Consider the following 25,996-nt stretch of genomic DNA (forward strand, 5'->3'; position numbering starts at 1 on the left):
CCTGCGCCTGTCATCGTTGCCGCCCAGCATCGCCGCTTGGCGCCGGCGATCTGCATGTCGGAGACAGCGGCAAAAAAGGTCCTTCACCGTTGTTGATGGGAGCAATGGCCCTCCCTGGAATCCGTTGCTCTGAATAAACCGTCGACCACCGGGGGGGCAGGTCATTTGCCTGGGCGCGAAAAGCTCCTTCGATCACATTGATTTGCGATGTCCTGGGTATATGGTTGCTCGTCGAAAGACGATATCTCGTAAGGCAACAGGGGGCCTGATGAAAAAGAAATTTTATATCGCCATCGCGTGTATCATCTCCCTCGGATGTGCCAGCCAGGCTGGCGCTGCGCCTGTGTTGCAAAGCATCCATGGCAGTGGGAAAATTGTTTCAGGATATCTGACGGACGAGTGCTGCGAGTACAACTACTACAACGCAGACCTGGCTGGTCTCTCGTTCTCTTTTGCGTATGATATTCAGAACGATCCTGTGGATCCGATGATCATATTCAATTTCAAGATGGATCCGCCCGCTGTGACGGTGACCACGCCATTTTTGCCGGGTTCTGAGCCCTATGACTGCAACTGCGGCGATAGCTATTCGCAGTTATTGACGTATGATTTCTATTCAGGGTCGCAGCCGACTGTTGTTGGCAAGCAGTTCAGTTTTTCCGACGCCGGCTATAATTTCAACTTTTCACTCGCTGGCGTCGTAAATAGCACTGGATCACAAGGCTACCAGGCTACCGCCTTGACTGGGCACCTCAATGGGTGGCTTGGCGGCGCGGCGCAAATCAGGTCTGTTGAACTCGCGATGACGGATGTCACGATTACCTTTGTCAATTCCAATGCAGTCCCGGAACCCCAGTCTTGGGCCACGCTCATTGGCGGCATCGCACTTGCTGGCGGCGCAATGCGCCGGCGACGGGCAGGGCCGCGAACTGCCGTCGCCAATTAAGAGAGGAGGGCGTCGTCTAATAGTCGCAATCGACGACACCCTGGGCGCCGAAGTTGCGGTTGGTGACAGCATGCTGATCCCGAGCCGTCTCCCCTCCCCGCAGTTGCGCGCTACTGCCGCTCGCCCATCGAGCAGCTGGGATCACCGAAAGAGCAGACACGAGCGCGGGTACGGCCGCGAACAGGAAGCCATACGCCGTATCATGCTGAGCGAAGAGCAACTCTGCCGCGCCTGAGATAGACCAGTCACTCCGTCGAACATCCTGCGCTTTCAGGCGGGCCTTAGCGAATGAGCACCGGCGCCAATACCTCCAGGAACGGCAAATCCGCCGGCGGCATCGGCAGGCGCTGCAGCGTCGCCATGTCCGCCCACGCCAGCGCGCTGGCATGGCGGGGCTCCGGCACCCCCTCCCAGCGATCCAGCCGGTAGAGCAGCAGCACCAGGTGCCGGTCGGCGAGCGGTACGCTGGCGAAAGTGAGCGGCACCAGCGCGGCGGGATCGACGGTGACGCCCAGTTCCTCGTCCAGCTCGCGGGCGAGCGCGGCCTCGGGGCTTTCGCCCGGCTCGATCTTGCCGCCGGGGAACTCCCACAGTCCCGCCAGCGCCGTGCCCTCCGGGCGCTGCTGCACCAGCACGCGTCCGTCCTCGATCATCGCCGCTGCCACCACCAGCAGCATCGGCCCTGCCGCGCTCACCACCGCCTCTCGCTAATCACTTCGCAACCAAATCCTGACAGAATCTCCAGCGGTTATTGACTGAGATTGGTTGTCGATGCGAGCCTTGATCCACGCCCTGCGCGCGCTTTTCCACGCCGATCGCGGCGCCACCGCCGTCGAATACGGACTGATCATCGCGATGATCGTGCTGGCGATGGTCGGCGCGCTCAGCCTGTTCGGCAACACCGCGACCTCGATGTGGAACAATGTTTCGCAACAGGTTCAGGACGCCGGGCACTAAACCGCGTAAACCATTCGGTAAGCACGCGATTTAGCTGGTTCTTAACCCCTCTTCTCTAAGGTCGCATGGCCCTGTCGGTGTCCCGACGGGCCGGTGTTTGAAGTTTCTGGGACGATGGAGACGGCTATGCTTAAGATTCGCAAGTTCATCAAGAATTCCAAGGCCGCCACGGCCATCGAGTACGGCCTGATCGCCGCGCTGATCGCCGTCGCCGCGATCGCCGCGATGAAGGGTCTGGGCAGCAGCCTCAACAACACCTTCACGACCGTCAGCAACAGCATGAAGGGCTGATCGCCGTCATTTCGATCGATCCGGTGATGGAGGCGCTGCCGGGCATCTCCTCACCGCGATCACGAGAAAGGTTTTTCGGATGAAGACGCTTCGCAAGCTGGTCGCCCAACGCAAGGGCGCGACGGCGATCGAATATGGCCTGATCGCCGCCCTGATCGCCGTTGCGGCGATTGCCGCGATGCAGGGTTTGGGCGGCAGCCTCAACAACACCTTCACGACGGTCAGCAACGAAATGAAGCCGTCCTAAGCGACGCCTTCGCTTCGACGGAAAAAGGGGCTGAGCAGCGCGTCAGCCCCTTTTCTGTTTTCAGAGGCGGCCCATCGCCAGGAACTTGGCGCGGCGGGCCTGGCGCAGCGACTCGGGCGACATCGCCGCGAGGTCGGCCAGCGCCTTCTCGATCGCGTCGCCCAGCCCCTGCACCGCCTGGCCCGGCGCGCGATGCGCCCCGCCCAGCGGCTCGGGGACGATGCCGTCGATCACCTTCAGCTCCTTCAGGTGCTGCGCGGTGACCTTCATCGCCTCGGCGGCGTCGGCCGCCTTGTCGGCGGTGCGCCACAGGATCGAGGCGCAGCCCTCCGGCGAGATCACCGAATAGACCGCATGCTCCATCATCAGCACCTGGTTGCCCGCGGCGAGCGCCACCGCGCCGCCCGAGCCGCCCTCGCCGAGGATCGAGGCGACCAGCGGCACGCCCAGCGACAGGCAGGTCTCGGTCGAGCGCGCGATCGCCTCGGCCTGGCCGCGCTCTTCGGCCTGGACGCCGGGGAACGCGCCCGAGGTGTCGACCAAAGTGATCACCGGGATGCCGAAACGGTCGGCGAGCTTCATCAGGCGGATCGCCTTGCGATAGCCCTCGGGCTTGCCCATGCCGAAATTATGCTTGAGCCGGCTGGCGGTATCGTCGCCCTTCTCATGCCCGATCACCATCACGCGGCGGCCGCGGAACCGGCCGAGCCCGCCGATGATCGCAGCGTCGTCGGCAAAGGCGCGGTCGCCGCCCAGCGGCATGAAGTCTTCGATCAGCCCGGCGACATAATGCTTGAAGTGCGGGCGCTCGGGATGGCGGGCGACCTGCGTCTTCTGCCACGGCGTCAGCCGGGCATAGGTGTCGAGCAGCAGCTTGTCCGACTTGGCCTGGAGCGGGGCGATCTCGGCGGCGATGTCCACGTCGCCGCCCTGGGCGGCGCTGCGCAGCTCGTCGATCTTGCCCTGGAGCTCGGCGATCGGCTTCTCGAAGTCGAGGAATGTCGTCATGCCGCAGGCGCTAACGGCCGCCGCGCTTCGCGTCAACGCGGGGCGCAGACGCACGGCCGCCCCCGATCGCAAAACCTACCTGTTTCGGTGAGTCCCTTTCGCCAGCGCCTCGCCCAGCGGGTGCCGCGCATTGACCAGTTCGACCAGGCGGCGGCTGTCGACATGGGTATAGATTTCGGTCGTCGCGATATCGGCATGGCCGAGCATCGCCTGGAGCGCGCGCAGGTCGGCGCCCCCTTCCAGCAGATGCGTGGCGAAAGCGTGGCGGAGGACGTGCGGGCTCGCGCGCTCGGGCGGAATTCCCGCCATCGCCGCCAGTGCGCGGACGATCTGGTAGAGGCGGACGCGCGTGAGGTGCTTCTTGCCCGAGGGGAACAGCCAGGGGCTGTCCGGCGGCACCTGCCCCCGCCACAACGCGACGGCGGCACGCGCGCGATCGGAGATCGGCACCAGCCGCTCGCGCCCGCCCTTGCCCTTGAGGATCAGGAACGGTCGATCGGGATGGATCGCGTTGCGCGGCAGCGACACCAGCTCGGTGGCGCGAAGCCCGGAGCCGTAGAGCAGCTCGATCAGCGCGGCGAGCCGCAGGTCGAGCGGATCGGGCGGCACCCGCGCCTGACGCTCGGCGATCGCGGCGAACATCGCCTCGACATCGCCGGTGCTGAGGATCTTGGGCAGCCGCCGCGCGGCCCCGGGGCGCGGAAGCGCGGCGCCAGGATCGTCGGCGCGGTGCCCCTCCTCCGCGAGGAAGGCAAAGAAACGCCGCAACGCCGAGGACTTGCGCGCCACCGTCGCGCGCGCGAGCTCGGCCCAGCCGCCGGCGAGCCGCTCGATCTCCGCGCGGCCTGCACCGGCCAAGTCACCGCCCAGTGTCTCCGAGGCGAGGCGCAGGTCCGTGCCGTACGCGGCGATCGTGTTCGCCGCCGCCCCGGTCTCGGCGCGCAGCATTTCGAGGAAACGCTCGATCAGATCGCGATCGGCGCTCACTCGGCGCGCGTGACCGCCTCCACGGCGATCATCCGGGCGTAATTGGCCATCCCCGCCGCCCGCATCGCCGCGACGATGTGGTAGAGGGCCTCGGGCGTTACCTGATCCCAGCGCGGCGACTGCATGCCGACCCCGGCGAGCAGCGCGACCATGCCGGGCTGGTTGGCCGCGCCCGCGCGATCGATCGCCTGGGTCCAGGCGTTGACGCCGCCGATGCCGACCTTGGTCGCCTCCGCCCCGCGCTGCGCATCGGAAGAGGACAACCGACCGAGCCCCGCCAGCCCGGCGAGCAGCATCGCCGCCTTGCGTGGGCTGGCAGCGCCTGCGTAGCGCTCGAAATCGCTGTAGCCGATCGGGCCACCGCCCTCGGCGAGCGCGAGCAGCGCCCAGCCCTCGCTGCCCGGCGCGACCACGCCGCGCCACTGGAGCGCGGCCGAATCATAGCCGGCAGAGAGCATCGACGCGATCAGCCGGTCGGGCTCGGCGGCGTTCTTGTTCGCCGGGATCCAGGCAGCTGCCTTGGCGGTCAGCACCAGCCGGGCGTAGCGCAGACGCGGGCTATCGGGAGCGTCCCACAGGCTCTTCATCGCCTGCACCCGCTCGGCCGCCGAGCCGGTATAGGCGGCACGCAGGGCGCGCACGGTCTTCTGCAGCGGATCGGGCACATCGCTCGCCTGGTCGAGCTCGGCATAGAGATCGACCAGCGCGGCGTTGGACAGCACGCCCGCCGCCGCCGCCAGTTCGGCCGCGCCGGCGCGGTTCACCGGCGACACCGCGGGCGACAGCGCCTGCCAGTAGCGGAATTCCGGACCCACCGTGGCAAAGAGATTGTCAGGGATGTCCACCCCCGCCGCGGTCGCCATGCCGAAGCGCCAGGCGGAGAGCGCGGGCACGCCCACCCAGTCGATCGTCACCGCGCGCCGCGAATCGGCGCCCATGCCCACCACCTTGGTGGCGAGCAGCGTATCAAGGTCGTTGCGAGGCTTGCCCTTGCTTGCCGCATCGAGCCGCTGGTCCGCCTCGCTTGGCTTGCCGGCCAGCCCTGCGCAGATCGCCTGCGCCAGCGCCCAGCCACGATCGGGAATGTTGGACGCCGCATCGTCGACAATCGGGCAGACCGACGCCGGATCGCCGGTCGCCAGCGCGACCTGCATCGCGACGCGATCGAGCGCATTGGTGTAATCGTCGATGTCGACATAGCTGACGAGCCCGCGCGCGGCGGTTGCCTCGCCCATGCGGAGCAGCAGCCAGGCACGCTCGGCGGCATAGTCGGCGCCGTCGACCCCGCGCGGGGTATCGAGCGGCGACATCAGCGCGCGGCGCAGCGCGATCGACACCCAGCGCGAAGCGACCGGCGCGTCGAGCCGGCGCATCAGCGTCACCTGGGTGGCGCCCGCCACGTCCCCGAACGCATCGGCCGGGAACGGCGCATTGCCCGCCGCCAGGATACCGATGCGGTTCAGCGGCCGACGCACGCCCTTGGGCAGGTCATATTGCGAGAGGTCGACCGCGGGCGCCGCCACGGCGGTGGCGTTGCTTTCCTCCACGTCGAACGCGTCGGGCCCCATGTCGACGCCGACCGGCGCCACGTCACCGCTCGGCGACGGCGCCGCGGCCGGTGCTGCGCTGGACGTGGGACTCGGGCTCGGACGCGCAGAAGGCTGCGGCCGCGGCGTCGGCTGGTCGAAGCCGGGCGGCAACAGCGATTCGGGCGCTTTCTGCTGCTGGCTGAACGCCGGCACGCCGATCGCGGCGAGCAGCGCCGCGGCGATCGCGAGCCGGGACGCCCTAGTTGGCGAGGTTTTCAAGCGCGACCGCCTTCTCCATGCGCACCGGCTCCTTGACGGTGTTGCGGCCGGCCAGCGCGAACATGCCGCCCACCAGAACCACCAGAATCACGAGCAACACGACAAGCATACGCGGCATGAAAAACAGTCCATTCCTTGAGCGGTACGGGCCTTTTGCCCGAGACGGGTCCTCGCTGTATAGCCCTTCGCACGATGTTACAAACGCATGCGCAATTGAACAGCTGGACCGGCAAGCCGATCGTATTGGTGGGGCTGATGGGTGCCGGCAAAACCACGGTGGGGCGCCGCCTCGCCCAGCGCCTGCGGCTGCCCTTCGTCGATGCCGATGCGGAAATCGAATCGGCGGCGGGCATGTCGGTCTCGGACATCTTCGCCAAATTCGGCGAACCGCATTTCCGCGACGGCGAACGGCGGGTGATCGCCCGGCTGGTCGACGGCACGCCCAAGGTGATCGCCACCGGCGGCGGCGCGTTCATCAACGACGAGACGCGGGCGCTGATCCTCGACCAGGCGATTTCGATCTGGCTCGATGCCGAGCCTTCGGTGCTGGCGGACCGGGTGCGGCGGCGGGATACGCGCCCGCTACTCCGCGGCAAGGACCCGCTGGCGACGCTGACCGAGCTCGCCAGGGCACGAAACCCGTTTTACGCGCTTGCGCAGATCCGCGTCTCCAGCGTAGCCGCACCGCACGAAACCACCGTCGAAGCGATCCTGAAGGCCCTGCGCAAGTGACCACCATCCCCGTAGCCCTGGGCGCACGCAGCTATGACGTGCGCATCGAACCCGGCTTGCTCGCGCGTGCCGGCGAAGTCCTCGCCCCGCTGTCGCGCGGTCGTGCGATGCCGATCATCACCGACACCAACCTGTCGGCGCATTGCGAGACGCTGGTCGCGAGCCTCGCCGCGGCGGGTGTGAGCGCGCCGGTGCTGACGCTCCCGGCGGGCGAAAGCACCAAGAGCTGGGCACAACTCGAATCGGTGACCGACTGGCTGCTCGAACAGGGCGTGGTCCGCAGCGATCACGTGATCGCGCTGGGCGGCGGCGTGATCGGCGATCTGGTCGGCTTCGCGACGAGCATCCTCAAGCGCGGCTGCAACTTCGTCCAGATCCCCACCACGCTGCTGGCGCAGGTCGACAGCTCCGTGGGCGGCAAGACAGCGATCAATTCCAGGGCGGGCAAGAACCTGATCGGCGCATTCCACCAGCCCTCGGTGGTGCTGATCGACCCGCAGGTGCTCGACAGCCTGCCCCAGCGCGAGCTGCGCGCGGGCTATGCCGAAGTGGCGAAATACGGGCTGATCGACGATGCCGGGTTCTTCGCCTGGTGCGAGGCCAATGCCGCCGCGCTGTTCGCGGGCGATCCGGCGGCGCGAGCGCATGCGATCGGCCATTCGGTAGCCGCCAAGGCGCGGATCGTCGCCGCTGACGAGCGCGAGACGACCGGCACGCGGGCACTGCTCAACCTGGGCCATACCTTCGGGCATGCGCTGGAGGCCGAGACCGGCTTCTCCGACAAGCTGCTCCACGGCGAGGCGGTAGCGGCGGGTATGGCGCTCGCCTTCGCCTTCTCGGCGGAGATGGGCCTGTGCCCGGCGGAGGACGCCGAGCGCGTGGCGGCACATCTGCAGTCGGTGGGGCTGCCGGACGGGCTTGCCGCGGCGGGCGTAACAGCGGACGGCGCGACGCTGGTCGGGCACATGCTCCACGACAAGAAGATGGAGGGCAGCACCCTGCCCTTCCTGCTCGCCCGCGGCCTCGGGCGGACCTATCTCGACAAGACCGTGGACCTGACCAAGGTCGCGGCCTTCCTGGACACGCAGCGCCCCTGAATTCCTCCCCGGTACGGGGAGGGGGACCAAGACGCGCAGCGGCTTGGTGGAGGGGCCGCCGCGCCAGCGGCGGGGTTCCCGCGGGTGGAGCGCGCCCCGCGCCTGACGGCGCGGCCCCTCCACCCCGCGGCTACGCCGCGCGGTCCCCCTCCCCGTACCGGGAAGGATTTTAGCGGCGCCCTCGCTCGATCACCGCCGTCACCAGCGCGATGCGCTCCACATCCGCATAGGCTGCCGTCTCCAGCTCCTCGCCGAACACATCGGGGTCGATCTCTTCGTAGCGTAGCCGGCAGCCTTCCGCTGCGGCGAGCTGCATGAGCCGATCGTGCAACCCGTCCGCCCCGCGCACGATCGCGCTGCCGGTGTAGAGCAGGAACCGCCCGCCCGCGGCCAACCGCGGCACCGCCTCGCACGCCATCGCCAGCGCCACGCCGGCGCCGTGCAGATCCCCGCCGTCGCGATAGGCACGGCCGGCGGGATCGATGATGTAGGGCGGGTTGGCCAGCACCAGATCGAGTTCGCCCGTGATACCGGACAGATCTTCGCCCTCCACGAACCGCGCCTCGATGCCCGCCGCCCGTGCATTCACCCGCGCCAGCCGCAGCGCCGCCGGGTTGATGTCGGTCATCACGATGTCGACCTTCGGGCAGCGATGTGCGGCGGCGATTGCTCCCGCCCCAGCGCCCGTGCCGATATCGACCAGCGTCGAACCTTCGCGCTCGGGACACCGCCTTAGCTCGTTGGCGATGAAGCGGGTGAAGCGGTAGCTGTCCGGCCCGAAGAACACCGCATCGGTGTCGTCGGTCGGATAGGCGGAATGTACCAGCAGGTCGGGACCCAGCGTCGAGACGCGGACCTTGCTGCGCAGAAGCGCGCCCGCCCCCTCGATCAGCCCAGCCGCCTCCAGCGCCTCCAGCAGCGATGCGTCGAGCAGATCACGCGCAAAGGGCAGGCTCCAGCCGAAGACGTCGCGCAGGTCGGTGGCGCGCTGCCGGTCTGCCCGGGCGAGCACCCGCGCATGGGTGGCGGGCGTCGGGGTGATGAAGTGGTAGTCCTGCTGCTTGAGGTAAGCGATCAGGTCGCCCAACACGGTCGCCTCGTCCTCCGCCGCCACCGGCCGCTCCGCCACCATCGTTACCATGCGTACCCCCTGAATATCGTTGCGCATCAACGTTACGGGTTCGCAGAGGGTCCGGCGCCATGTGATTGATCCATGGCAAGCGCTTGCCCCCCGCCGCCCCAAGGCCTAGCTCCGTGCCATGCGCATTCTAGCTCTCGCCCTCGCCGCTTCGACCATGCTCGTCTCCCCCGCCTTCGCCCAGCAGACCGCCCCCGCGCCGATCCTCACCACGCCCGAGGCGAAGGACGTGTGGACCTATGCGAAGCCCGAAGTCGCCCGCGTCACCCATGTCGCGCTCGACCTGAAAGCGGATTTCGCGCGCAAGACGCTCAGCGGTACCGCGACGCTCGACATCCTCGCCGCGGCGAACGCGACCGAGATCGTGCTCGACGACGACGGGCTCGTCATCGCCAAGGTGACCGACGCCACCGGCAAACCGCTGCCCTTCGCGATCGGCGCGGCCAAGCCCGATCTCGGGGCGCCGCTGACGGTGCAGCTGCAGGGCGCGCGCAGGATCGTGCTTCACTATGCGACTGCGCCCGGTGCCTCGGCGCTGCAATGGCTCGCGCCCGCGCTCACCGCGGGCAAGAAGAAACCCTACCTGTTCAGCCAGGGCCAGCCGATCAACAACCGCAGCTGGATCCCCACCCAGGACAGCCCCGGCATCCGCCAGACCTGGTCCACCACGCTCACCGTCCCCGCCGATCTCGTCGCGGTGGCGAGCGGTACGCGGCTCGACGGCGCCAAGGGCGTACCGGCGGCCAAGGGCTGGCACAGCTTCCGCTTCCGCATGGACAAGCCGGTGCCGCCGTACCTGATCGCCTTCGCGGTCGGCGACCTCGCCTTCCAGCCCGTCGGCCCGCGCGCCGGCGTGTGGACCGAGCCGAGCATGCTCGCCGCCGCCGCGAAGGAGGTCGCCGATGTCGAGAAGATGATCGACGCGGCGCAGGCGCTCTACGGCCCCTATCGCTGGGGCCGCTACGACATGCTCGTCCTACCGCCGAGCTTCCCCTATGGTGGCATGGAGAACCCCACCCTCACCTTCCTGACGCCGACGATCCTCACCGGCGACCGCTCGAACGTCGACGTGGTGGCGCACGAGCTTGCGCATAGCTGGTCGGGCAATCTCGTCACCAACGCGACCTGGTCGGATTCGTGGCTCAACGAGGGGTTCACGACCTATTTCGAGAACCGCATCATGGAGGCGGTGTACGGCAAGGAGCGCGCCGCGACCGACGCCGATCTGGAATGGGACGGCCTCCAGAAGGACATCGCCGATGCCGGCGGCATGGAGGCGCCGACGACGCGGCTGCACGGCGATCCCGGCGCGACCTTCGGCCAGCTCGACTATTTCAAGGGCTCCACCTTCCTGCGCACGATCGAGCGAACGGTGGGCCGTACACGCTGGGACGTGTATCTGCGCGGCTATTTCGACCGCCACGCCTTCCAGCCGCAGACCACCGCGGGCTTCCTGGCGGACCTGCGCGCCAACCTGGTGAAGGGCGATGCCGGGCTCGAGGCCAATCTCCAGCTCGACAAATGGGCCTATGCCGCCGGGCTGCCGAACAACGCGGTGCACGTCCAGTCGGCGACGCTGAAGGCGGTCGATGCCGCGCTCGCCGCGGTGAACGCCGGTGGGCCGATCTCGGCGGTGCATCCGCAGGGCTGGGCGACCCAGCAATGGCTGCGCTTCCTCAACGGCCTGAACCGCCAGCAGACGCCGGCGCGGCTCAAGGAGCTGGACGAGACGCTGGGGCTGTCGGCGTCGAACAACGCCTATGTCCGCTCGGCCTGGGGCGAGCTGGCGATCGCCAACCGCTATGATCCGGCCGTGCCGAGCATCGAAAAGCTGGTCGGCAGCGTCGGCCGCGGGCTGCTCATCTACCCGATCTACAAGGACCTGATGGCGCAGGGCGACTGGGGCAAGCCGATCGCGCGGCGCTTCTACGAGGCCTCGAAGGCGAGCTACCACCCCACCGTCGCGGCGGGCGTGGCCAAGATCGTCGGGGCGGAGTGATCCCATGCCGCGCGGCGTCGCCAAGCGGGATCTGCCCACCAAGACCTGCCCGGTCTGCCAGCGCCCCTTCGCCTGGCGGAAGAAGTGGGAGCGGGACTGGGCGAATGTCGTCTACTGCTCCGACAGGTGCAGGCGCACGCGCCCGGCCGGCACCGACAGCTGAGCCAGGATCGCTCGACAGCGTCGAACGATCCTGGCTCGCCACGCGTCTTATTTGGCGATGACGACCGACCCGGCGAAGTCCGGCAGCGGCACGAAGCTGGCGCCCCTCTCCTCGACGAATTCGTCGACGGCCTTGCGCACGCCCAGGTAGCGAACGTTGTTGTAATCGTGGACGAAGATGAAACCGCCCGCGCTCAACCGCTCGTAGAACCAGTGCAGACCCGCCCGGATGGGGTCGTAGAGGTCGACGTCGAGGCTGACGAATGCGAAGGTTTCTTCGAGGCCGGCCGCGGTGTCCGGGAAGAAGCCCTGCATCACGCGGGCCTGCTCCCGGTGCGGCAGCTTGCCCAGGACGAGGTCGACGCTGGTATTTTCGAAATCGCCGGTCACCGCCCCCGACAAGCCGTTGTCACGTTCGGCCCCGAGGTCCTGCGCTGCGAATCCGGTAAAGGTATCGAACAGATACAGCGTCCGGTCGGGGAACAGGCGATTGATCAGTTGGGCCTGGTAGCCGCGGTATACGCCAAGCTCTGCAACTGCGCCCTGTACATCACGATCCCGAATTTGGCGTGCAGCAAGCGCAAATGCCTTGTTGCGCACGAAATCCGCTGCTTCCCCCTCCCCTGAATCCACCCGCTCGACCGCTGCGGTTCGGTCCAGATACATGGTCGCCAGGCCAATCGGTGCAATGGGTACGCCGATCTTGTTCAGCAGCGCAATGTCGCGATTGGCCTCCGAAGCCAAGGTAGCACTATAGCTTGGATAAAATGCAACGATTCGATCGAAGGAAATTTCCCGGTCAATTAACTGCTGGCGTATTCCATCCACATCCCGCGCCGCGATGACTATGTAATCCGCACCGCAATCAGCGATTTCCTCCGGAGGCAGGACCATACGCCCATCAACCTGGCGACCATGCTTGGCCGAATCGTTGTCGAAAAGCCCGACGATTTCAACATCACTGGGAACGATGCTTAAAAAATCTTTGGCGGCACTTCCGATACCAAAAACAGCAATTTTCATAATCGTGCAGCCCCTCTCCATCGCATACATCGCGATCGACGCAGACCGACACTTGATGAAATATGTTGAAATATCAATGGTTAGTTCGTTACACCTGCAGCACGAAATAGATCGGCTAAAATCCCATTAACCTTTGATAGCCTGCTAATTACCGCCTTGATCATAGAGGCACTGTGGCGGGGATAGCCTTGTTTTCAGAATCCCCCTCACGCGACGCCGAGAAACTGCTGCATTTCGCTCACTGGTAGCGCAGCATTTTGCCGAAGCCTGTGTTGCTTGCGGCCATCTTGATCAGCTTGCGCAGATAGGTTTTCACCTCGCGCTCGAACCGCTGCTCGCTACGCACCCCGGCACGGTAGAAGTCGTCCTTCGCCAGCAGCGCCTTGAGTGCCTCGCCGAGCCGCGCCTGGTCCTCGATCGCGTCGCTGTGCCGCAATTGCTCGCACACCCATTCCTCGGCGGCGGCCTTGTCATAGTCGTCCTCGCGGTCGCGGCCGTAGCGATCCGCGACGTCCTGGTCCGAGCGGGCGGCCTTGATGCGGCGCTCGAGCCAGAGGCGGACCTGCGCCGGATCCCACGGCGCCTGCGGGGCGCTCATTTCGTCACCTTCGAGGCGAGCACCCAGGCCAGCCACAGCCAACCCGCGATCAACGCCGCCCCGCCGATCGGCGTCACCGCGCCAAGCCAGCGCGGCAAGCCCAGCGCCATCAGGTAGAGCGTGCCGGCGAAGACGAACCCGCCGCCGACGAACAGCGCCGCAGGCCCACGCGCGCCGAGCTGCAGCGCGACGAGCGCCGCGACCGCGTGCACCAGTTGATAGTGCCCGCCGGTCTTGAGCCACTCGACCGCCTGCCCCTGCGCGCCGTGCGCACCGAAGGCACCCGCCGCCACCGCCATCGCGCCCGAGAGCGCCGCCAGCACCGCGATCCAGTTCATGCGCCCGCTCCCCGATCAACCATCGCCGCGATCCTGCCCCGCCGCGGCTGCGGCCGCCCCCTGGCTGAACAGGCCGTCACGCCCGGCATAGAGGTCGCCGGTTTCCTTCTGCGCCTTCAGCCGAGCGATATCGGTCCGGCGATATTCGGCCTCGGTCCGGTCGATCTCGGCACCGTCGACGCCGACGGCGTCCATCGCGCGCCGCGCCATCACGATCGCGCTCTCCAGCACCTCGCGCACGATCCCGGCCAACGGCGCACCCTTGAGCTTTATCACGCTGCGGCGATCATAGGCGCGCACGAAGATGCTCGCATTCGGGAAGGCGGCATGCACGCCCTCCACCACCTCGGTGTCCATCGCGTCGCCGTCCTGGCAGAACAGGATCAGCTCGGCCTCCGCTGCGCCGGCCTGACGAAGCAGATCGATGCGGGTGCCGTCGCCATAATAGACCTTCATGCCGAAGCTGCCGGCGGTCTCGATCATCTCCACGTCGCGGTCGATGATCGTCACGGGAATTCCTTGCGCGATCAGCATCTGCGCTACCGTCTGGCCGAAGCGGCCATAGCCGACGACCACGGCATTGGCGCCTTCCTGGCGCGGCCCATCGGGCGTCGCACCAGCCTTGACCGGCTCCGCACGCAGCCGCCTGGTGGCCATCATCAGGAACGGCGTGGTCGCCATCGAGAGCGTGACGATCGCGCTGAACACGCTGGCAGCCTGCGGTTCGATCAGGAGCGCCTTCTGCGCCTGGGCGAACAGCACGAAGCCGAACTCACCACCCTGGGACAGCAGCACGCCCAGCGCGAACGCGCCGCGCGGCTTCATCCCGAACAGGAGCGCGAGTCCCATGATCAGCGCGGCCTTGGCGGCGATCAGCGCCAGCGCCATGCCCGCGACGAAGAAGGGCCGCTCGGCGATGGCGTGGAGGTCGAGCGTCATGCCCACCGCGACGAAGAACAGCCCGAGCAGGATCGCGCGAAACGGCTCGACATCGGCCTCGATCTCGTGGCGGAAGGGCGAGTCCGCGAGCATCACGCCCGCGATGAATGCGCCGAGCGCGGCGGAGAGGCCCAGCGCCTCCATTACTGCGGCGCTGGCGATCACGGTCAGCAGCCCGGCGAAGACGAACATCTCGCGCTCGTCGAGATTGCCGATCAGCCGGAACAGCGGGCGCAGCAGGAAGCGTCCCGCCACCACCAGCCCGACGATCGCGCCGACGGTGTAGAGCCCGAGCAGCCACCCCGGCGGCCCGCCCTGGTCGGCCGGGTTGCGCGACAATGCCGCGACGATCGTGATCAGCGGCACGATCGACAGGTCCTGGAACAGCAGGATCGCGAAGGCGCGCTCGCCGAAGGGGGTGCGAAGGCGACCGGCGGATTGCAGCAGCGGCAGCACCTGCGCGGTCGACGACAGCCCCATCGGCAGGCCCAGCGACAGCGCCGCCGCCAGCGTGGAGCCCGTCACCGCCCACACGATCGCCGCGATCGCGATGCCGCACAGGGCAACCTGCAGGAAGCCGAGACCGAAGATGTCGCGCCGCATGCGCCACAGACGCGTCGGGCTCAGTTCGAGCCCGACGAGAAACAGCAGGAGCGCGATGCCGAGCTCGGCGATGCCCATCTTGCCCTCGGCGTCACCGACCAGCCGCAGCACATGCGGCCCCACCAGCGCGCCGGCAACGAGGAAGCCAAGCGTCGCACCGAGTCCGAGCCGCCGGAACAGCAGCACGAAGAACAGCGCGAAGCCCAGCATCGGCACCGCATCCGCGAGCACCGAGCCGTCCGAAGCATGCTCCATCAGACCCGGGCCTCCGCCGCCTGTGCCGCCGCCTCGGCCGCGGCCTCGAAGGCGAGCCGGATCGAGGCGTGGCGGCCGCGGTGCGGCAGCGCGGGGACGAACAGTTCCATGCCGGGCCAGTCGGGGAGCGCATCGCGTTCCCCGGCGAGCCAGGCAGTGAGTTGGTCGCGCGCAGTAGAGAGTTCGGCGGGCGTGCGGCCGAGCACCGCCTCCCCCATCAGCGCCGCCGAGGCCTGGCCCAGCGCACAAGCGCGGACCAGCATGCCGACCTCCGCCACCTTGCCGGCTTCATCGACGGCGATGTCGACGGTGACCCGGCTGCCGCACACCGGCGAACGTTTCTCGGACGTGCCGCCGGGCCGTTCCAGCCGTTCATGGTGCGGGATCGCGGCCGCGAGGCGCAGGATTTCCATATTGTAGAGCGGGGCGTTCATGCCCTTTGATCTAGGATAGCCGTCCCGCAGTTGCGAGCGCCAATTGCCCGCCTATCGTATGGGTTGCACGGGCGGCGCACGCATGTCGCCAGACTCGATCCTCCCTTGCAGGGGAGGTGGCGCGCAGCGCCGGAGGGGTGTCACCGCTTCGATAGAGCCCTGCCGCTGCAACGGGGACACCCCTCCGTCAGGCCTTCGGCCTGCCACCTCCCCTTGCAGGGGAGGATAGTAGGTCAATCCACCTTGCGCTTGCGCGGCCGGACCTCGTCGCTACCCTCTGCCCCCGTGCTCGCATTGTCCCCGCCGAACACCGGCTCGCCCTTGCGGCGACGGTCGACGAAATCGCCGATCGCCGCGCTGGTGGTGTCGAGCAGCGGATAGGTAACGGACCTGGTGATCCATTTCGGCCGATGCGCCCGCCCGCCTTCGAACGTGTCGAGCACCAGCATCAGCACCAAAAAGCCCATGCTGACCAGGATCAGCCCCTTGGCGACACCGAAGCCGACGCCCAGTGCGCGGTCGATCGGCCCGAGCACCGAGTTGCGCATCTGACCGCCCAGCGTGTTGGCGATCAGTCGCCCGCCGAAATAGCTGATCCCGGCGAGCAGCGCGAACGCCAGCACCGCCGCCCCGCCCGCGGTGCCGATCATCGGCGCGAGCAATGCGGTAAAACCGGCATGGAAGAACTTCACTGCCACCACGACGAGGATCCAGGCGAGGAAGGCAAGCACCTCCGTGGTGAAGCCGCGCAGGAAGCCGAGAATGGCCGCGCCTGCAATGATGAGAAGCGTGACGATGTCGAGCCCGGTCATGCCCGCTCCATAGCAGCCTCCCGCACCGGGAAAAGAGGCTGCGTGCGGGTGCGGGCGCCGCGCGCCCCGTTCCCTTTTCGTTTCCGTCGCGCTACAGCACCGCCATGGCAAAACTCCAGAAGCGCTATGTGTGCCAGGCCTGCGGCTCGGTGACCTCGAAATGGGCGGGGCAATGTGCCGATTGCGCGGAATGGAACACGCTGGTCGAGGAAGCCTCCGGCCCCGCCACGCCGTTCCAGGCCAAGCATCACCTGCAATCGGGCGGGCGAATGATCCTGCTCTCGGGGCTCGACGCCGAAGTGACGCTGCCGGAGCGGATGCCGAGCGGCATCGCCGAATTCGATCGCGCGCTGGGCGGCGGCTTCGTCGAGGGCTCCGCCACGCTGATCGGCGGCGATCCGGGCATCGGCAAGTCGACGCTGCTGCTCCAGGCGGCCGCCAAGATCGCCAGCCGTGGGCTCTCGGTCGCCTATGTCTCGGGCGAGGAAGCGGCCGACCAGGTGCGGCTGCGCGCGCGGCGACTGGGGCTCGGCCAGTCCCCGGTGCAGCTCGCCGCCGCGACGTCGGTGCGCGACATCCTGACGACGCTGAGCATGGCCACCCCGCCCGACCTGCTGATCATCGATTCGATCCAGACGATGCATTCGGACCTGATCGAAGGCGCGCCCGGCACCGTCAGCCAGGTCCGTGCCAGCGCGCAGGAACTGATCCGCTTCGCCAAGGAGCGCGGCACCGCGCTGGTGATGGTGGGCCATGTCACCAAGGACGGCTCGATCGCCGGCCCGCGCGTGCTGGAGCACATGGTCGACACCGTGCTGGCCTTCGAGGGCGAGCGCAGCCACCTCTACCGCATCCTGCGTGCGGTGAAGAACCGTTTCGGCGGCACCGACGAGATCGGGGTCTTCTCGATGCAGACCGAGGGGCTGGCCGAAGTCGCCAACCCCTCTTCGCTGTTCCTTACCCAGCGCGACGAGAACGTCACCGGCACCGTCGTCTTCCCCGCGCTGGAGGGAACGCGGCCGGTGCTGGTCGAGGTACAGGCGCTCACCGTGCGGCTGGCCTCGGGCGCCACGCCGCGGCGATCGGTGGTGGGCTGGGACTCGCCGCGCCTCTCGATGGTGCTGGCGGTGCTGGAGGCGCGCTGCGGGCTCAGCTTCTCGGCGTGCGAAGTCTATCTCAACATCGCCGGCGGCTACCGCGTTCAGGATCCTGCGGCCGATCTGGCAGTAGCGGCGGCATTGGTGTCGGCACTGTCCGAGCGCCCGATTCCCGCCGACGCCGTGGTGTTCGGCGAGATCGCGCTGTCGGGCGAGATCCGTCCGGTTGCCCATGCGGCGCTTCGGATGCGCGAATCCGCCAAATTGGGGTTCGAGCGCGCGCTGGCCCCTGCGGCACCGCACACAAAAGCTGGTGAACCCTTGCCATTGCGTGTATCGGATTACAGGAATCTCAATAGCTTGGTCGATCAGCTCTTGGGTAAATAGCTCCATATCTGCATAAATGCGTAATTATGCTGGTGCAGGCATGGCCGTTTTGATACAGCTGGGAACAGATCGGGGATGCGGCAGCTCGTTATGGTGTTGCCGTCATGGCTCGAAGGAACTATTTAGCTGCTACTTGGTTCATTGTCGTTAATATTTGCCGCGTTTGCAAAAGAGTTAAGGGGGCTCTTCGCAAATGCGAGCAACAGGGGGTGGGAGCAGTAACTTGAAGACAGGGAAGGAAACCTTCGGATCACGTGCGCTTCGCAGGCTAAGCGCTTCCGCAGCCACCATTTCGCTTCTTTCGGCGACCTCCGCCGGGATCGCGGTGCCCGTGGTTGCTGCCGCAGTGCAAGATGCCTCGAAAGCGCTTTCGGTCCTGTCGGCACGCTCGCCTGGCGTACGCGAAGCGGGCGCCCACAGTGTGAAGGGCAAGCGGAAGTATAGTCGAGTCGCGAAGGGCCCGCGTGAAGGGATGACGCCCGACTCGCTGGCCAAGAACGGCGTAGCGACTCCCAAGGCGTTCGACCTCTCTGCCGATCAGGCGCCAATCCCGGCATCGCTGCCGCTACCGTCAGACGCGCCGATTGATCTGGCGGGCCTGCCCTCGAGCTTCGACTCGCTGTCGCCGTTCGCCGATGTCGGGACCGCACCGGGCCCGGCAAGCTTCACGGGCAATTCGCTTCCGCCCAGCGGCTTTGGCGGTCCCGGTGGCGCGCCGCCGCTCGGCATCCAAACGCCGACGCCGTCGCCCACTCCGACTCCGACGCCGGCCCCGACGCCGACGCCGACGCCGGCCCCCACGCCGACGCCAACTCCCACGCCGCCGCCGCCACCGCCGCCGACGCCCACGCCGACCCCCTCTTCCCCGGTTCCGGAACCGGCGGAGTGGCTGATGCTGGTTACCGCGTTCGGACTGATCGGTGCCGAGATGCGGCGGCGAAACCGGATCGAAGCCAAGGCCTGATGCGCGGTCGATCGAAGCTCGGTATCTGGATCTCGCTGGGCGCGGCTTCGCTGTTGCTCGTCACGCTGGCCGCCAAGGCGTTCGTCCCGCGGTACGTCAAGCAGGATAGCCCAGCGGGCCGCATGATCCCGGCCTTGAATACCGAGCGCATTCGGTTCTCCGATGGGGACCAGCAGCAGTTGCGGATTGGGGACGGCAGCACGCGGGTGATCCGCAGCCTGCTGCGGGTGCCGGATCACATGCAGTTCGGCGAGTTTGCCTGGAACGATCATGGCGTTCCCCCGGGGAGGATCTGGCTGCGCATCGACCTGACACGCCAGATCCTCTCGGTGTTTCGCGGTGAGGACGAGATTGCCACCAGCGTGATCCTCTACGGCCAGGACGAGACGCCGACGCCGATCGGCAACTTCCCGATCCGGGGGATGGAGAAGAACCATCGCTCGAATACCTATGACGCGATGATGCCCTACACGCTGTGGCTGACCAGCGACGGCGTCGCGATCCACGGCAGCAACGTCCGCCAGGGGCTGGCGACGCATGGCTGCATCGGCGTGCCGCAGGATTTCGCACAGCGACTGTTCGGCGTGGTCAAGCGCGGCGACCTGGTAACCGTGGTGCGCTGATCGCGGCCTGTACGGTCGAGGAGGAACGCAATCGCGACGCGCGTCGGGCTCGTGCCCGACGTGCAGCGGTGGGGTACCCCAGATCAAATCGACTGCCCGATTAGAAAAGCGCTTCCGGCCGTGGAAGGATCACGCAACGTCCGTGCATCGACAAAGCGCCTTCCATCACGTCCATGGCCGCGCTCGCTTCGCCTGTCGCAGTCGTAGCAACGAGATCACGGCGTGCTCCGTCCATGACGTCGGTCACCATGAATTTGTCGACATGCAATTCTCGACCTGCCGGGGCGCCAAAAACAAATGGCGCTGCATCTCTCGACCGACGCTGAAGGACAGCGTCACCTTGCGCTACAGGCACTGCGACCGGCGGAGGCAATTGGCGGCAAGGACCAAGCTGATCGCGTTGCTCGAGCGCCTTCTCGCCGCCTCCCGGATCAAAGAAGAAGAGCAGCCGATCACCGGTGGCATCGCCTTCTTTAGCACCCAGCCGGCCTGGTCCGACTATCTGTTCTACAGCGACACCTTCGTGCAGCCGAACGGGCTTCCGGACGCTCCCCGCGCTGTCAGGAAGATGCCGAGCGCGAAGCCGATATTGCGCTGATGCCCGGCGCCCGCCTGCGTCCGACAAAGACCGACGGCAATCGTCAACGCAAGGAAGCCCGAACGTCTATTCCGAGTATCGCAGCCAAAGATGCGAGCGCCCGGCGATCGCTTCGATAACGCGCGGCCGCATCGCACCCCACGCCGCGTCACCAACATTGTATAGCAATCTGAAATCGTCGGCGATTATGGCCGCTGCCGTTTCGTCGGGCAGCGTTTCTCGCCAAAAGCCCAGATACAACGCGCCCATGCCAATCAGATCATAGCCGTGCGCCGTATGGAAATGCCGGATGACTGCCAGATTGAGCGGCGGGCTGAGGTCGCACGAAAAATAGCCGTTGGGGAACGCAGCAAAAGCCGCTTCGCCGCTGCTCGCGGGTACGAGGACAGCGAAGACAACCTTTTCGAGCAGGGTCAGCGGATCGCGCTGGAACCCACACCATTTGTCCAGAGCGCTATCGTCGATCCCAAGGCCAAAACCGCAGGCATCCTCAAAGCCTGTGCCATCAGCAAGCCGATCGAGGCTCCGCATGCGAAAAGACAGCCGCTCTTTCGCCGTGAACCTCGTCCAATATTCCTCGATGTCGAACCCCTCTTCATACTCCCCGCTTCGAATTACGGAGTTCTTGTCTTCCAGATCCAGGCTCATCTCCGTGTGCATGGAGGTGTAGCTAGCCTGCCACGGTTCATCGAGCGAAAGCAGAGGCCAGGCATCGGGATTCTCCCGGATGAACTTCCGCCGAGCCTCGATCAATTCGACAAAGTTCTGCACGTCGCGAATTTCATATTCGCTACAGAGGCCTTGCGTGAGATTGTCGTCATCGCGACCGATAAACCGAACGTCCACATCACCTCCCCTTCCCATCGCAGCGCAGCCAAAAATCAGCCCGATCACGCCGTGTCTTCCGGTGCTGCGACAAATCCGACGCCCATCTCGCAGCTGTCCGGACGAAATTCGCTTGGCACATGATCGCGCCGCTGCTTGCGAACCGACCGCATGCCGCGTCCTGCGTCGGCAACCTGCAACGCTGAACGGCGCCTTGGGCCCCTGCGACCCGGCGCACCCTGCGCGCGCCTGACCGGACGCTGCGGGCCGCGCGCCACCGCTGTCGCTCCAGCGCCGCGCTTACCGCCCCTCGTTCTGCGCCAGCGTGGCGTAGACCGACATGCCGTTGCGGGTGCGGCTCACGTCGATCACGCACATATGCCCATAGGCGCTGTGGCTGCCGCAGCCGACCCCGGCATAGCGCAGCTCGCGGTTGAACAGCAGCTCGCGGTGGCCGCGATCCGGCACGCCATCGTCGATCACGAGCTGCCGCACCACTTCGTCGGCATCGGCATAGCCATAGGAGATGTCCTCCCCCACCAGCCGGCCGCCGCCGCGGCGCTGCACCCGGTCGCCGGGCGAAGCGCCGTCGGGCGAAAAATGGCCGCGGGTGCCGAGCGCGCCCTGCATCACGGCATGGTCCCGCGCCGCGAGGCCCAGCAACTCCGCCCGGCTCAGCGGTGGCAGCGGCGCCTGGAGTTCGAGGAAGGCGATCGCCTCTTCGACGGCGTCGACGCCTTCGCGCGTGACCAGCCCGCGCGGCCGATCCGGCAGGTACAGGGTGTTGCCGCGAAAATGCGGTCGCAGCTGACGAAGGCGGTCGGCATAGGCGGCAGGATTCTCGCGGAGATGGTTGATCCGATCGAGCACCTGGTCTTCAAGGCTCGGCGAATCATTTGCCGCGCACAGCAGCAATCCAGCCACAGACAAGATACCGCAACAAAGCAAACGCACAGAAGACACAACAGGCTCCGCACCAACCGGCTGTTGTCAGCCGAACAAGTGCAGTTCTTCTGTCGCAGATGGTGGAAATATCTGGTTCAGCACTATAGTTATCGGGTAAGGATAAGCGCTCGTTAACTATAGATTCTCGCCCGTTTACGGGTAAGTAGGAAGATCGTTACGGTATTTCACCGATCCCCGAAAAGTCGCGTAAATCGCCGCCGCACTGGCCCAGCCGGATCCACGATGGCACAGCCTGTCACATGCCGGCTCCGATCCTCACCCCGCTGCAGCCCCGCCACCTTCCCCAGGCGCTTGCCCTGCAGGCACAGGCTTATCCCGCCTTCCTCGTCGAACCTGAGCCCGCCTTTGCCAGCCGACTCCATGTTGCCACGCCGTTCAACCTGGCGGCCGAGCACGGGGGCATCCTGCTCGCCTATCTGCTGGCGCATGGCTGGACGCGCGAATCGCCGCCGTCGGTGGGCGCGGTGCTCGATCCCACGACGCACGGCGACACGCTGTACCTGCACGACCTCGCCGTGTCGGCGGCAGCCCGCGGGACCGGCATCGGTCGCCTGCTGGTCGAGGCGGCCTTCAGGGACGCGGTTGCCGTGGGCCTCACCCGTGCCGAACTGATCGCGATCGACGGCGCCGCGGACTATTGGCGTCGGCTGGGTTTCGAGTCCGGCAGCCCCTCCGCCGCCCTCGCCGCCAAGGTGGCGCAGTACGGCCCGGCGGCGCAGTGGATGTGGCGCGCTTTGTAGGGCCAGACCCATGGATTCGGCGCGAGGGCGCCGCTAGGCTGGACTATCAACCATCTCCGGGGGGACCCTTTTCTTGCGCCACAGTACCCTGATCGCCGCATCTGTCGCCGCCCTGCTCCTCGCCCCGCAGGCACAAGCGCAGGACAAGAAGGCCGACGCCGCCGCCGAAAAGAGCGACGACAAGGCCGGCAAGACCGACCTGCCGCCGCTGCCCGACGACAAGACGATCGCGCAGACCGCGGTGATCGGCGGCAAGCCGATCCGCTATCAGGCGACCGTGGGCAAGCTGCCGGTCTATGACGCCAAGGGGAAGAAGATCGGCGAGGTGGTCTACACCGCCTATGTCGTGCCCGGCGGCGGCGCGCAGCGGCCGGTGACCTTCGCGTTCAATGGCGGCCCCGGCGCGTCGTCAGTCTATCTCAACCTCGGCGCGGTGGGTCCCAAGCGTGTCCAGTTCGGCGACAAGGGCGATGCGCCGTCCGATGCCCCGCTGCTCGTCGACAATCCGGCCAGCTGGCTCGACATGACCGACCTGGTGTTCATCGACCCCATCGGCACCGGCTTCAGCCGCAGCCTGGTCGACGAAGACGCGACCAAGAAGGCGTTCTACGCCAACGAGCCGGACATCAAGTACCTGTCGCGCATCGTCTATGACTGGCTGGTCAAGAACGAACGGCTGCGCTCGCCCAAGTTCGTGATGGGCGAAAGCTATGGCGGCTATCGCGCGCCGCGCATCGCCTATGAACTGCAGACCCAGCTGGGCGTCGGCATCAACGGCATCGTGATGGTCTCGCCCTATCTCGATCCGGCCGCGACCGCGGGATCGGATGCGCTGTCGCCGTTGCCGTGGATGATCACCCTGCCCTCGATGGCGGCAGGGCATCTCGAGCGCGCGGGCAAGCTCACGCCGCAGGCGATGGCGGGCGTGGAAGCCTATACCCGCGGCGGCTTCGCCACCGACCTGCTCGCCGGCCGCTCCGACCCGCAGGCGACCGCACGGCTGAGCGACAAGGTGACCGAGCTGACCGGCCTCGACCCGAAGCTGGTCCGTCGACTCGATGGGCGCATCGACGAGGGCACCTATCTGCGCGAAGTCCACCGCGACGACGGCAAGATCGGCAGCGTGTACGATTCGAATGTCGATGCCTTCGACCCCTTCCCCAATGCCGCCGAGCGCAAGTCGGGCGACCCGATCCTGGAAGGCATCATCGCGCCGACCACCAGCGCGATGGTCGACTTCATCACCCGCGAAGTGGGTTGGAAGACCAGCGCACGCTACAATGCGCTGTCCTTCTCGGTGAATTCGGCCTGGGACCGCGGCACGCCCGACGACGCGCCGGTGAGCGATCTGCGCAAGGCGGTGGCGAACGACCCGAAGATGGGGGTGCTGATCGTCCATGGCTATAACGACCTGTCCTGCCCCTATTTCGGATCGCGGCTGATCATCGACCAGATGCCGCGCTTCGGCGTGGAGCAGCGGGTGAAGCTGGGGGTCTATCCCGGCGGGCACATGTTCTATTCGCGCAAGGCGAGCGCGGAGGCGTTCAAGGCCGATGCGCGGGTGCTGTATACGCGGTGACGCCGACATTTAAGCCCCTCCTCCTTGGAGGAGGGGTTGGGGTGGAGGGATTCAAGACCATAAGTTGGTCTCGGTGAGACACAGTCCCACCCTGCAGGGACGGCTATCGCATAGGATAGCCAAGGTCTACGGCTTCAAAAAACCGTCGTCATTCCCGCGAAAGCGGGAATCCATTGCCCTGAGCGCCTGGGGAAAGAACCTCAGCATCAGCGCCTATGGATCCCCGCCTTCGCGGGGATGACGTCCTATTCTGGGCATGTGCGATTGCCCAGCCCATGAAGAAGACCGGCTTCAGCGCCTCACCCCGCGTCCAGCTCGCTCTCCAGCTTGAGCGCCCGGCCTCCATCTTCCTGCTCGACCAGATAGGCCGGATTGTCCTTGGTCCCGTTGCGCACGATCTTCTCGCCCTTGATCGTGCGCTGCACGCGCCGCTCGAAGCGCTCGGCCACCTTGCCGTGCGCCTGGTGACCACCCCAGTTCCAGCGCACCGCGGCGCCCTTCGCGAAATGCTTGCTCATGCGAGGCTAATCGCGCGAGCGGGCCTCACGTTCCTCGCATGGGACAAGTCGTCCGCTTGCCCGTCCCGCAACAGGCGGATAAGGCCCGAAGCCAAATGCAACCCTCCGATCTTCGCGTCGCGCTGTTCAGCGGCAATTACAATTACGTTCGCGACGGCGCGAACCAGGCGCTCAACAAGCTCGTCGGCTATCTGCTGGACCAGGGCGTGAGGGTCCGAATCTATTCGCCGACCACCGACACCCCTGCGTTCAAGCCGACCGGCGAGCTGGTGAGCGTACCCGCCTGGCCGGTGCCGGGCGGTCGCGCGGAGTACAAGTTCGCCACCGGCCTGCCCAAGAGCATCCGCGCCGATCTGGAAGCCTTCGCGCCCAACATGGTGCATGTCTCGGCGCCCGAATTCCTCTGCCACGGCGCGGTGCGCTGGGCGCGCAAGCACGACATCGCGACGCTCGCCTCGCTCCACACGCGCTTCGAGACCTACCCGGCCTATTACCATCTGGGCTTCATGGCGCCCGTGATCATCAAGCTGCTGACCCGGTTCTACAACCGTGTCGACCAGGTGGTGACACCCGGAAACTCCACCGCCGACCTCATCCGCGGCTGGGGCGTGACCACGCCGATCCGCATCTGGTCGCGCGGGGTGGATCACGATCGGTTCAACCCGGCGCGCCGCGACCTCGCCTGGCGCCGCGCACTCGGTATCGGCGACGAGGAGTTCGCCGTCGGCTTTCTGGGCCGGCTGGTGCTGGAGAAGGGCCTCGATATCTTCGCGCAGGTCTGCAACCGGCTGACCGAGCGCGGCGTGCCGCACAAGGTGCTGGTGATCGGCGAGGGCCCGGCGCGGCAATGGTTCGCCGATCAGGTGCCGGAGGCGGTGTTCACCGGCTTCCAGCGCGGCGACGATCTCGCCCGTGCGGTCGCCTCGATGGACGTGCTGTTCAATCCCTCGGTCACCGAGACCTTCGGCAACGTCACCTCGGAAGCGATGGCCTGCGGCGTGCCGATCGTCGCCGCACGCGCGACGGGTGCGATCGACCTGGTAGAGGAAGGCGTCAACGGCTTCCTGGTGCCGCCGCGCGACGTCGATGCCTATGCCGGCGCCATCGCCGGACTGATCGAGGATCCGGCGCTCGCCGCCGCCGCCGGTGCGGCCGGGCACGAAAAGGCGCAGGCCTATGTGTGGGACCGCGTGAATCACGCGGTGCTTGACAGCTATTTCGAGATTCTCGCGCGCCGCGGACGGTGAGCAGCAAGCACACGGCTCATTGCGCGACCTGCCGCAGCCATGTTTCCGTAACATCTCCGATGCATACGAGCACATGTT

30 protein-coding genes are annotated in these 25,996 nt (G+C 66.7%); 15 read left to right on the forward strand and 15 right to left on the reverse strand.

Annotated elements, in window-relative coordinates:
* The first annotated feature begins 268 nt into the window (after positions 1-268).
* A complete protein-coding gene (locus tag BM009_RS22075; RefSeq protein WP_139216505.1) occupies positions 269-946 on the forward strand; it encodes a PEPxxWA-CTERM sorting domain-containing protein in 678 nt (225 codons plus the stop codon).
* 281 nt (positions 947-1,227) lie between these two features.
* Here the strand turns inward: BM009_RS22075 and BM009_RS01615 are convergent, their stop codons facing one another.
* Positions 1,228-1,623 carry a (deoxy)nucleoside triphosphate pyrophosphohydrolase gene (locus BM009_RS01615; RefSeq protein WP_175487904.1) on the reverse strand — a complete coding sequence of 132 codons (396 nt, stop codon included), beginning with the start codon at positions 1,621-1,623 and terminating at the stop codon, positions 1,228-1,230.
* Positions 1,624-1,717: 94 nt separating this feature from the next.
* On the opposite strand from BM009_RS01615, the gene BM009_RS01620 reads away from it, so the two are divergent.
* The 3 genes from BM009_RS01620 to BM009_RS01630 all read left to right on the forward strand — a co-directional run bounded on the left by BM009_RS01620 (position 1,718) and on the right by BM009_RS01630 (position 2,441).
* Positions 1,718-1,903 carry a Flp family type IVb pilin gene (locus tag BM009_RS01620; RefSeq protein WP_093293106.1) on the forward strand — a complete coding sequence of 62 codons (186 nt, stop codon included), beginning with the start codon at positions 1,718-1,720 and terminating at the stop codon, positions 1,901-1,903.
* Between the two features lie 126 nt (positions 1,904-2,029).
* Complete coding sequence (locus BM009_RS01625) at positions 2,030-2,194, forward strand: Flp family type IVb pilin (protein WP_093293108.1); 165 nt, start codon at positions 2,030-2,032, stop codon at positions 2,192-2,194.
* Between the two features lie 79 nt (positions 2,195-2,273).
* On the forward strand, positions 2,274-2,441 hold the full coding sequence (locus BM009_RS01630) for a Flp family type IVb pilin (RefSeq protein WP_093293110.1): 168 nt from the start codon (positions 2,274-2,276) through the stop codon (positions 2,439-2,441).
* 60 nt (positions 2,442-2,501) lie between these two features.
* Here the strand turns inward: BM009_RS01630 and BM009_RS01635 are convergent, their stop codons facing one another.
* The 4 genes from BM009_RS01635 to BM009_RS22460 all read right to left on the reverse strand — a co-directional run bounded on the left by BM009_RS01635 (position 2,502) and on the right by BM009_RS22460 (position 6,362).
* Entirely contained in the window at positions 2,502-3,449 is a 948-nt protein-coding gene (locus BM009_RS01635; RefSeq protein ID WP_093293112.1) for an acetyl-CoA carboxylase carboxyltransferase subunit alpha, read from the reverse strand.
* 75 nt (positions 3,450-3,524) lie between these two features.
* Entirely contained in the window at positions 3,525-4,436 is a 912-nt protein-coding gene (locus BM009_RS01640; RefSeq protein WP_093293114.1) for a tyrosine-type recombinase/integrase, read from the reverse strand.
* Entirely contained in the window at positions 4,433-6,244 is a 1,812-nt protein-coding gene (locus BM009_RS01645) for a hypothetical protein (RefSeq protein ID WP_254772105.1), read from the reverse strand. The genes BM009_RS01640 and BM009_RS01645 overlap by 4 nt, the downstream gene beginning before the upstream one ends.
* The gene (locus tag BM009_RS22460) at positions 6,225-6,362 is read right to left on the reverse strand and encodes a hypothetical protein (RefSeq protein WP_164521922.1); all 138 of its coding nucleotides are present in this window, start codon (positions 6,360-6,362) and stop codon (positions 6,225-6,227) included. The genes BM009_RS01645 and BM009_RS22460 overlap by 20 nt, the downstream gene beginning before the upstream one ends.
* Positions 6,363-6,436: 74 nt before the next feature.
* Between BM009_RS22460 and BM009_RS01650 the strand changes: the two genes are divergently transcribed.
* Together BM009_RS01650 and aroB are read left to right on the forward strand one after the other, a co-directional pair.
* Complete coding sequence (locus BM009_RS01650; protein ID WP_093293116.1) at positions 6,437-6,976, forward strand: shikimate kinase; 540 nt, start codon at positions 6,437-6,439, stop codon at positions 6,974-6,976.
* Complete coding sequence (gene aroB / locus BM009_RS01655) at positions 6,973-8,073, forward strand: 3-dehydroquinate synthase (protein ID WP_093293118.1); 1,101 nt, start codon at positions 6,973-6,975, stop codon at positions 8,071-8,073. The genes BM009_RS01650 and aroB overlap by 4 nt, the downstream gene beginning before the upstream one ends.
* Before the next feature lie 169 nt (positions 8,074-8,242).
* On the opposite strand, the gene BM009_RS01660 is transcribed toward aroB, so the two are convergent.
* The gene (locus tag BM009_RS01660) at positions 8,243-9,214 is read right to left on the reverse strand and encodes a methyltransferase (protein WP_093293120.1); all 972 of its coding nucleotides are present in this window, start codon (positions 9,212-9,214) and stop codon (positions 8,243-8,245) included.
* 118 nt (positions 9,215-9,332) lie between these two features.
* Between BM009_RS01660 and BM009_RS01665 the strand changes: the two genes are divergently transcribed.
* Positions 9,333-11,210, forward strand: coding sequence for a M1 family metallopeptidase (locus tag BM009_RS01665; protein ID WP_093293122.1), 1,878 nt, complete (start codon positions 9,333-9,335; stop codon positions 11,208-11,210).
* A 4-nt stretch (positions 11,211-11,214) separates the two neighbouring features.
* Positions 11,215-11,373: a DUF2256 domain-containing protein gene (locus BM009_RS01670; RefSeq protein WP_093293124.1), complete on the forward strand. Its 159-nt coding sequence runs from the start codon at positions 11,215-11,217 to the stop codon at positions 11,371-11,373.
* 47 nt (positions 11,374-11,420) lie between these two features.
* Here BM009_RS01670 and BM009_RS01675 read toward each other — a convergent pair whose 3' ends face one another.
* From BM009_RS01675 to BM009_RS01700, 6 genes are all read right to left on the reverse strand, one after another.
* Positions 11,421-12,395 (reverse strand): TylF/MycF/NovP-related O-methyltransferase, encoded by a 975-nt coding sequence (locus BM009_RS01675; RefSeq protein WP_175487854.1) that lies wholly within the window; start codon positions 12,393-12,395, stop codon positions 11,421-11,423.
* A gap of 238 nt (positions 12,396-12,633) precedes the next feature.
* Positions 12,634-12,993, reverse strand: coding sequence for a hypothetical protein (locus tag BM009_RS01680; RefSeq protein ID WP_093293128.1), 360 nt, complete (start codon positions 12,991-12,993; stop codon positions 12,634-12,636).
* Complete coding sequence (locus tag BM009_RS01685; protein ID WP_093293130.1) at positions 12,990-13,331, reverse strand: DUF423 domain-containing protein; 342 nt, start codon at positions 13,329-13,331, stop codon at positions 12,990-12,992. The genes BM009_RS01680 and BM009_RS01685 overlap by 4 nt, the downstream gene beginning before the upstream one ends.
* A gap of 15 nt (positions 13,332-13,346) precedes the next feature.
* Positions 13,347-15,128, reverse strand: coding sequence for a cation:proton antiporter domain-containing protein (locus BM009_RS01690; RefSeq protein ID WP_093293132.1), 1,782 nt, complete (start codon positions 15,126-15,128; stop codon positions 13,347-13,349).
* Entirely contained in the window at positions 15,128-15,562 is a 435-nt protein-coding gene (locus BM009_RS01695) for an iron-sulfur cluster assembly scaffold protein (protein WP_093293134.1), read from the reverse strand. Before BM009_RS01695 ends, BM009_RS01690 begins: the two co-directional genes overlap by 1 nt.
* Before the next feature lie 233 nt (positions 15,563-15,795).
* Positions 15,796-16,374: a CvpA family protein gene (locus tag BM009_RS01700; protein ID WP_093293136.1), complete on the reverse strand. Its 579-nt coding sequence runs from the start codon at positions 16,372-16,374 to the stop codon at positions 15,796-15,798.
* A gap of 104 nt (positions 16,375-16,478) precedes the next feature.
* Here BM009_RS01700 and radA point away from each other — a divergent pair, with 104 nt between their 5' ends.
* From radA to BM009_RS01720, 4 genes are all read left to right on the forward strand, one after another.
* The gene (radA, locus tag BM009_RS01705) at positions 16,479-17,858 is read left to right on the forward strand and encodes a DNA repair protein RadA (protein ID WP_093293138.1); all 1,380 of its coding nucleotides are present in this window, start codon (positions 16,479-16,481) and stop codon (positions 17,856-17,858) included.
* 421 nt (positions 17,859-18,279) lie between these two features.
* Positions 18,280-18,822, forward strand: coding sequence for a hypothetical protein (locus BM009_RS22465; protein ID WP_175487837.1), 543 nt, complete (start codon positions 18,280-18,282; stop codon positions 18,820-18,822).
* Complete coding sequence (locus BM009_RS01715) at positions 18,822-19,445, forward strand: L,D-transpeptidase family protein (protein ID WP_093293142.1); 624 nt, start codon at positions 18,822-18,824, stop codon at positions 19,443-19,445. Before BM009_RS22465 ends, BM009_RS01715 begins: the two co-directional genes overlap by 1 nt.
* A gap of 262 nt (positions 19,446-19,707) precedes the next feature.
* The gene (locus BM009_RS01720; protein WP_093293144.1) at positions 19,708-20,043 is read left to right on the forward strand and encodes a hypothetical protein; all 336 of its coding nucleotides are present in this window, start codon (positions 19,708-19,710) and stop codon (positions 20,041-20,043) included.
* 66 nt (positions 20,044-20,109) lie between these two features.
* Here BM009_RS01720 and BM009_RS01725 read toward each other — a convergent pair whose 3' ends face one another.
* Both BM009_RS01725 and BM009_RS01730 read right to left on the reverse strand, forming a co-directional pair.
* A complete protein-coding gene (locus BM009_RS01725) occupies positions 20,110-20,937 on the reverse strand; it encodes a hypothetical protein (protein ID WP_093293146.1) in 828 nt (275 codons plus the stop codon).
* Positions 20,938-21,168: 231 nt separating this feature from the next.
* Positions 21,169-21,792, reverse strand: coding sequence for a CAP domain-containing protein (locus BM009_RS01730; RefSeq protein WP_254772106.1), 624 nt, complete (start codon positions 21,790-21,792; stop codon positions 21,169-21,171).
* Between the two features lie 281 nt (positions 21,793-22,073).
* On the opposite strand from BM009_RS01730, the gene BM009_RS01735 reads away from it, so the two are divergent.
* Both BM009_RS01735 and BM009_RS01740 read left to right on the forward strand, forming a co-directional pair.
* The gene (locus BM009_RS01735; RefSeq protein ID WP_093293148.1) at positions 22,074-22,574 is read left to right on the forward strand and encodes a GNAT family N-acetyltransferase; all 501 of its coding nucleotides are present in this window, start codon (positions 22,074-22,076) and stop codon (positions 22,572-22,574) included.
* Between the two features lie 73 nt (positions 22,575-22,647).
* Positions 22,648-24,153: a S10 family peptidase gene (locus BM009_RS01740; RefSeq protein WP_093293149.1), complete on the forward strand. Its 1,506-nt coding sequence runs from the start codon at positions 22,648-22,650 to the stop codon at positions 24,151-24,153.
* Positions 24,154-24,452: 299 nt separating this feature from the next.
* On the opposite strand, the gene BM009_RS01745 is transcribed toward BM009_RS01740, so the two are convergent.
* On the reverse strand, positions 24,453-24,671 hold the full coding sequence (locus BM009_RS01745) for a hypervirulence associated TUDOR domain-containing protein (protein ID WP_093293151.1): 219 nt from the start codon (positions 24,669-24,671) through the stop codon (positions 24,453-24,455).
* Between the two features lie 95 nt (positions 24,672-24,766).
* On the opposite strand from BM009_RS01745, the gene BM009_RS01750 reads away from it, so the two are divergent.
* On the forward strand, positions 24,767-25,918 hold the full coding sequence (locus tag BM009_RS01750) for a glycosyltransferase family 4 protein (protein ID WP_093293153.1): 1,152 nt from the start codon (positions 24,767-24,769) through the stop codon (positions 25,916-25,918).
* The last annotated feature ends 78 nt before the right edge of the window (positions 25,919-25,996 follow it).

The sequence above is a fragment of the Sphingomonas sp. NFR04 genome (assembly GCF_900114095.1).
In the GTDB taxonomy this organism is placed as follows: domain Bacteria; phylum Pseudomonadota; class Alphaproteobacteria; order Sphingomonadales; family Sphingomonadaceae; genus Sphingomonas.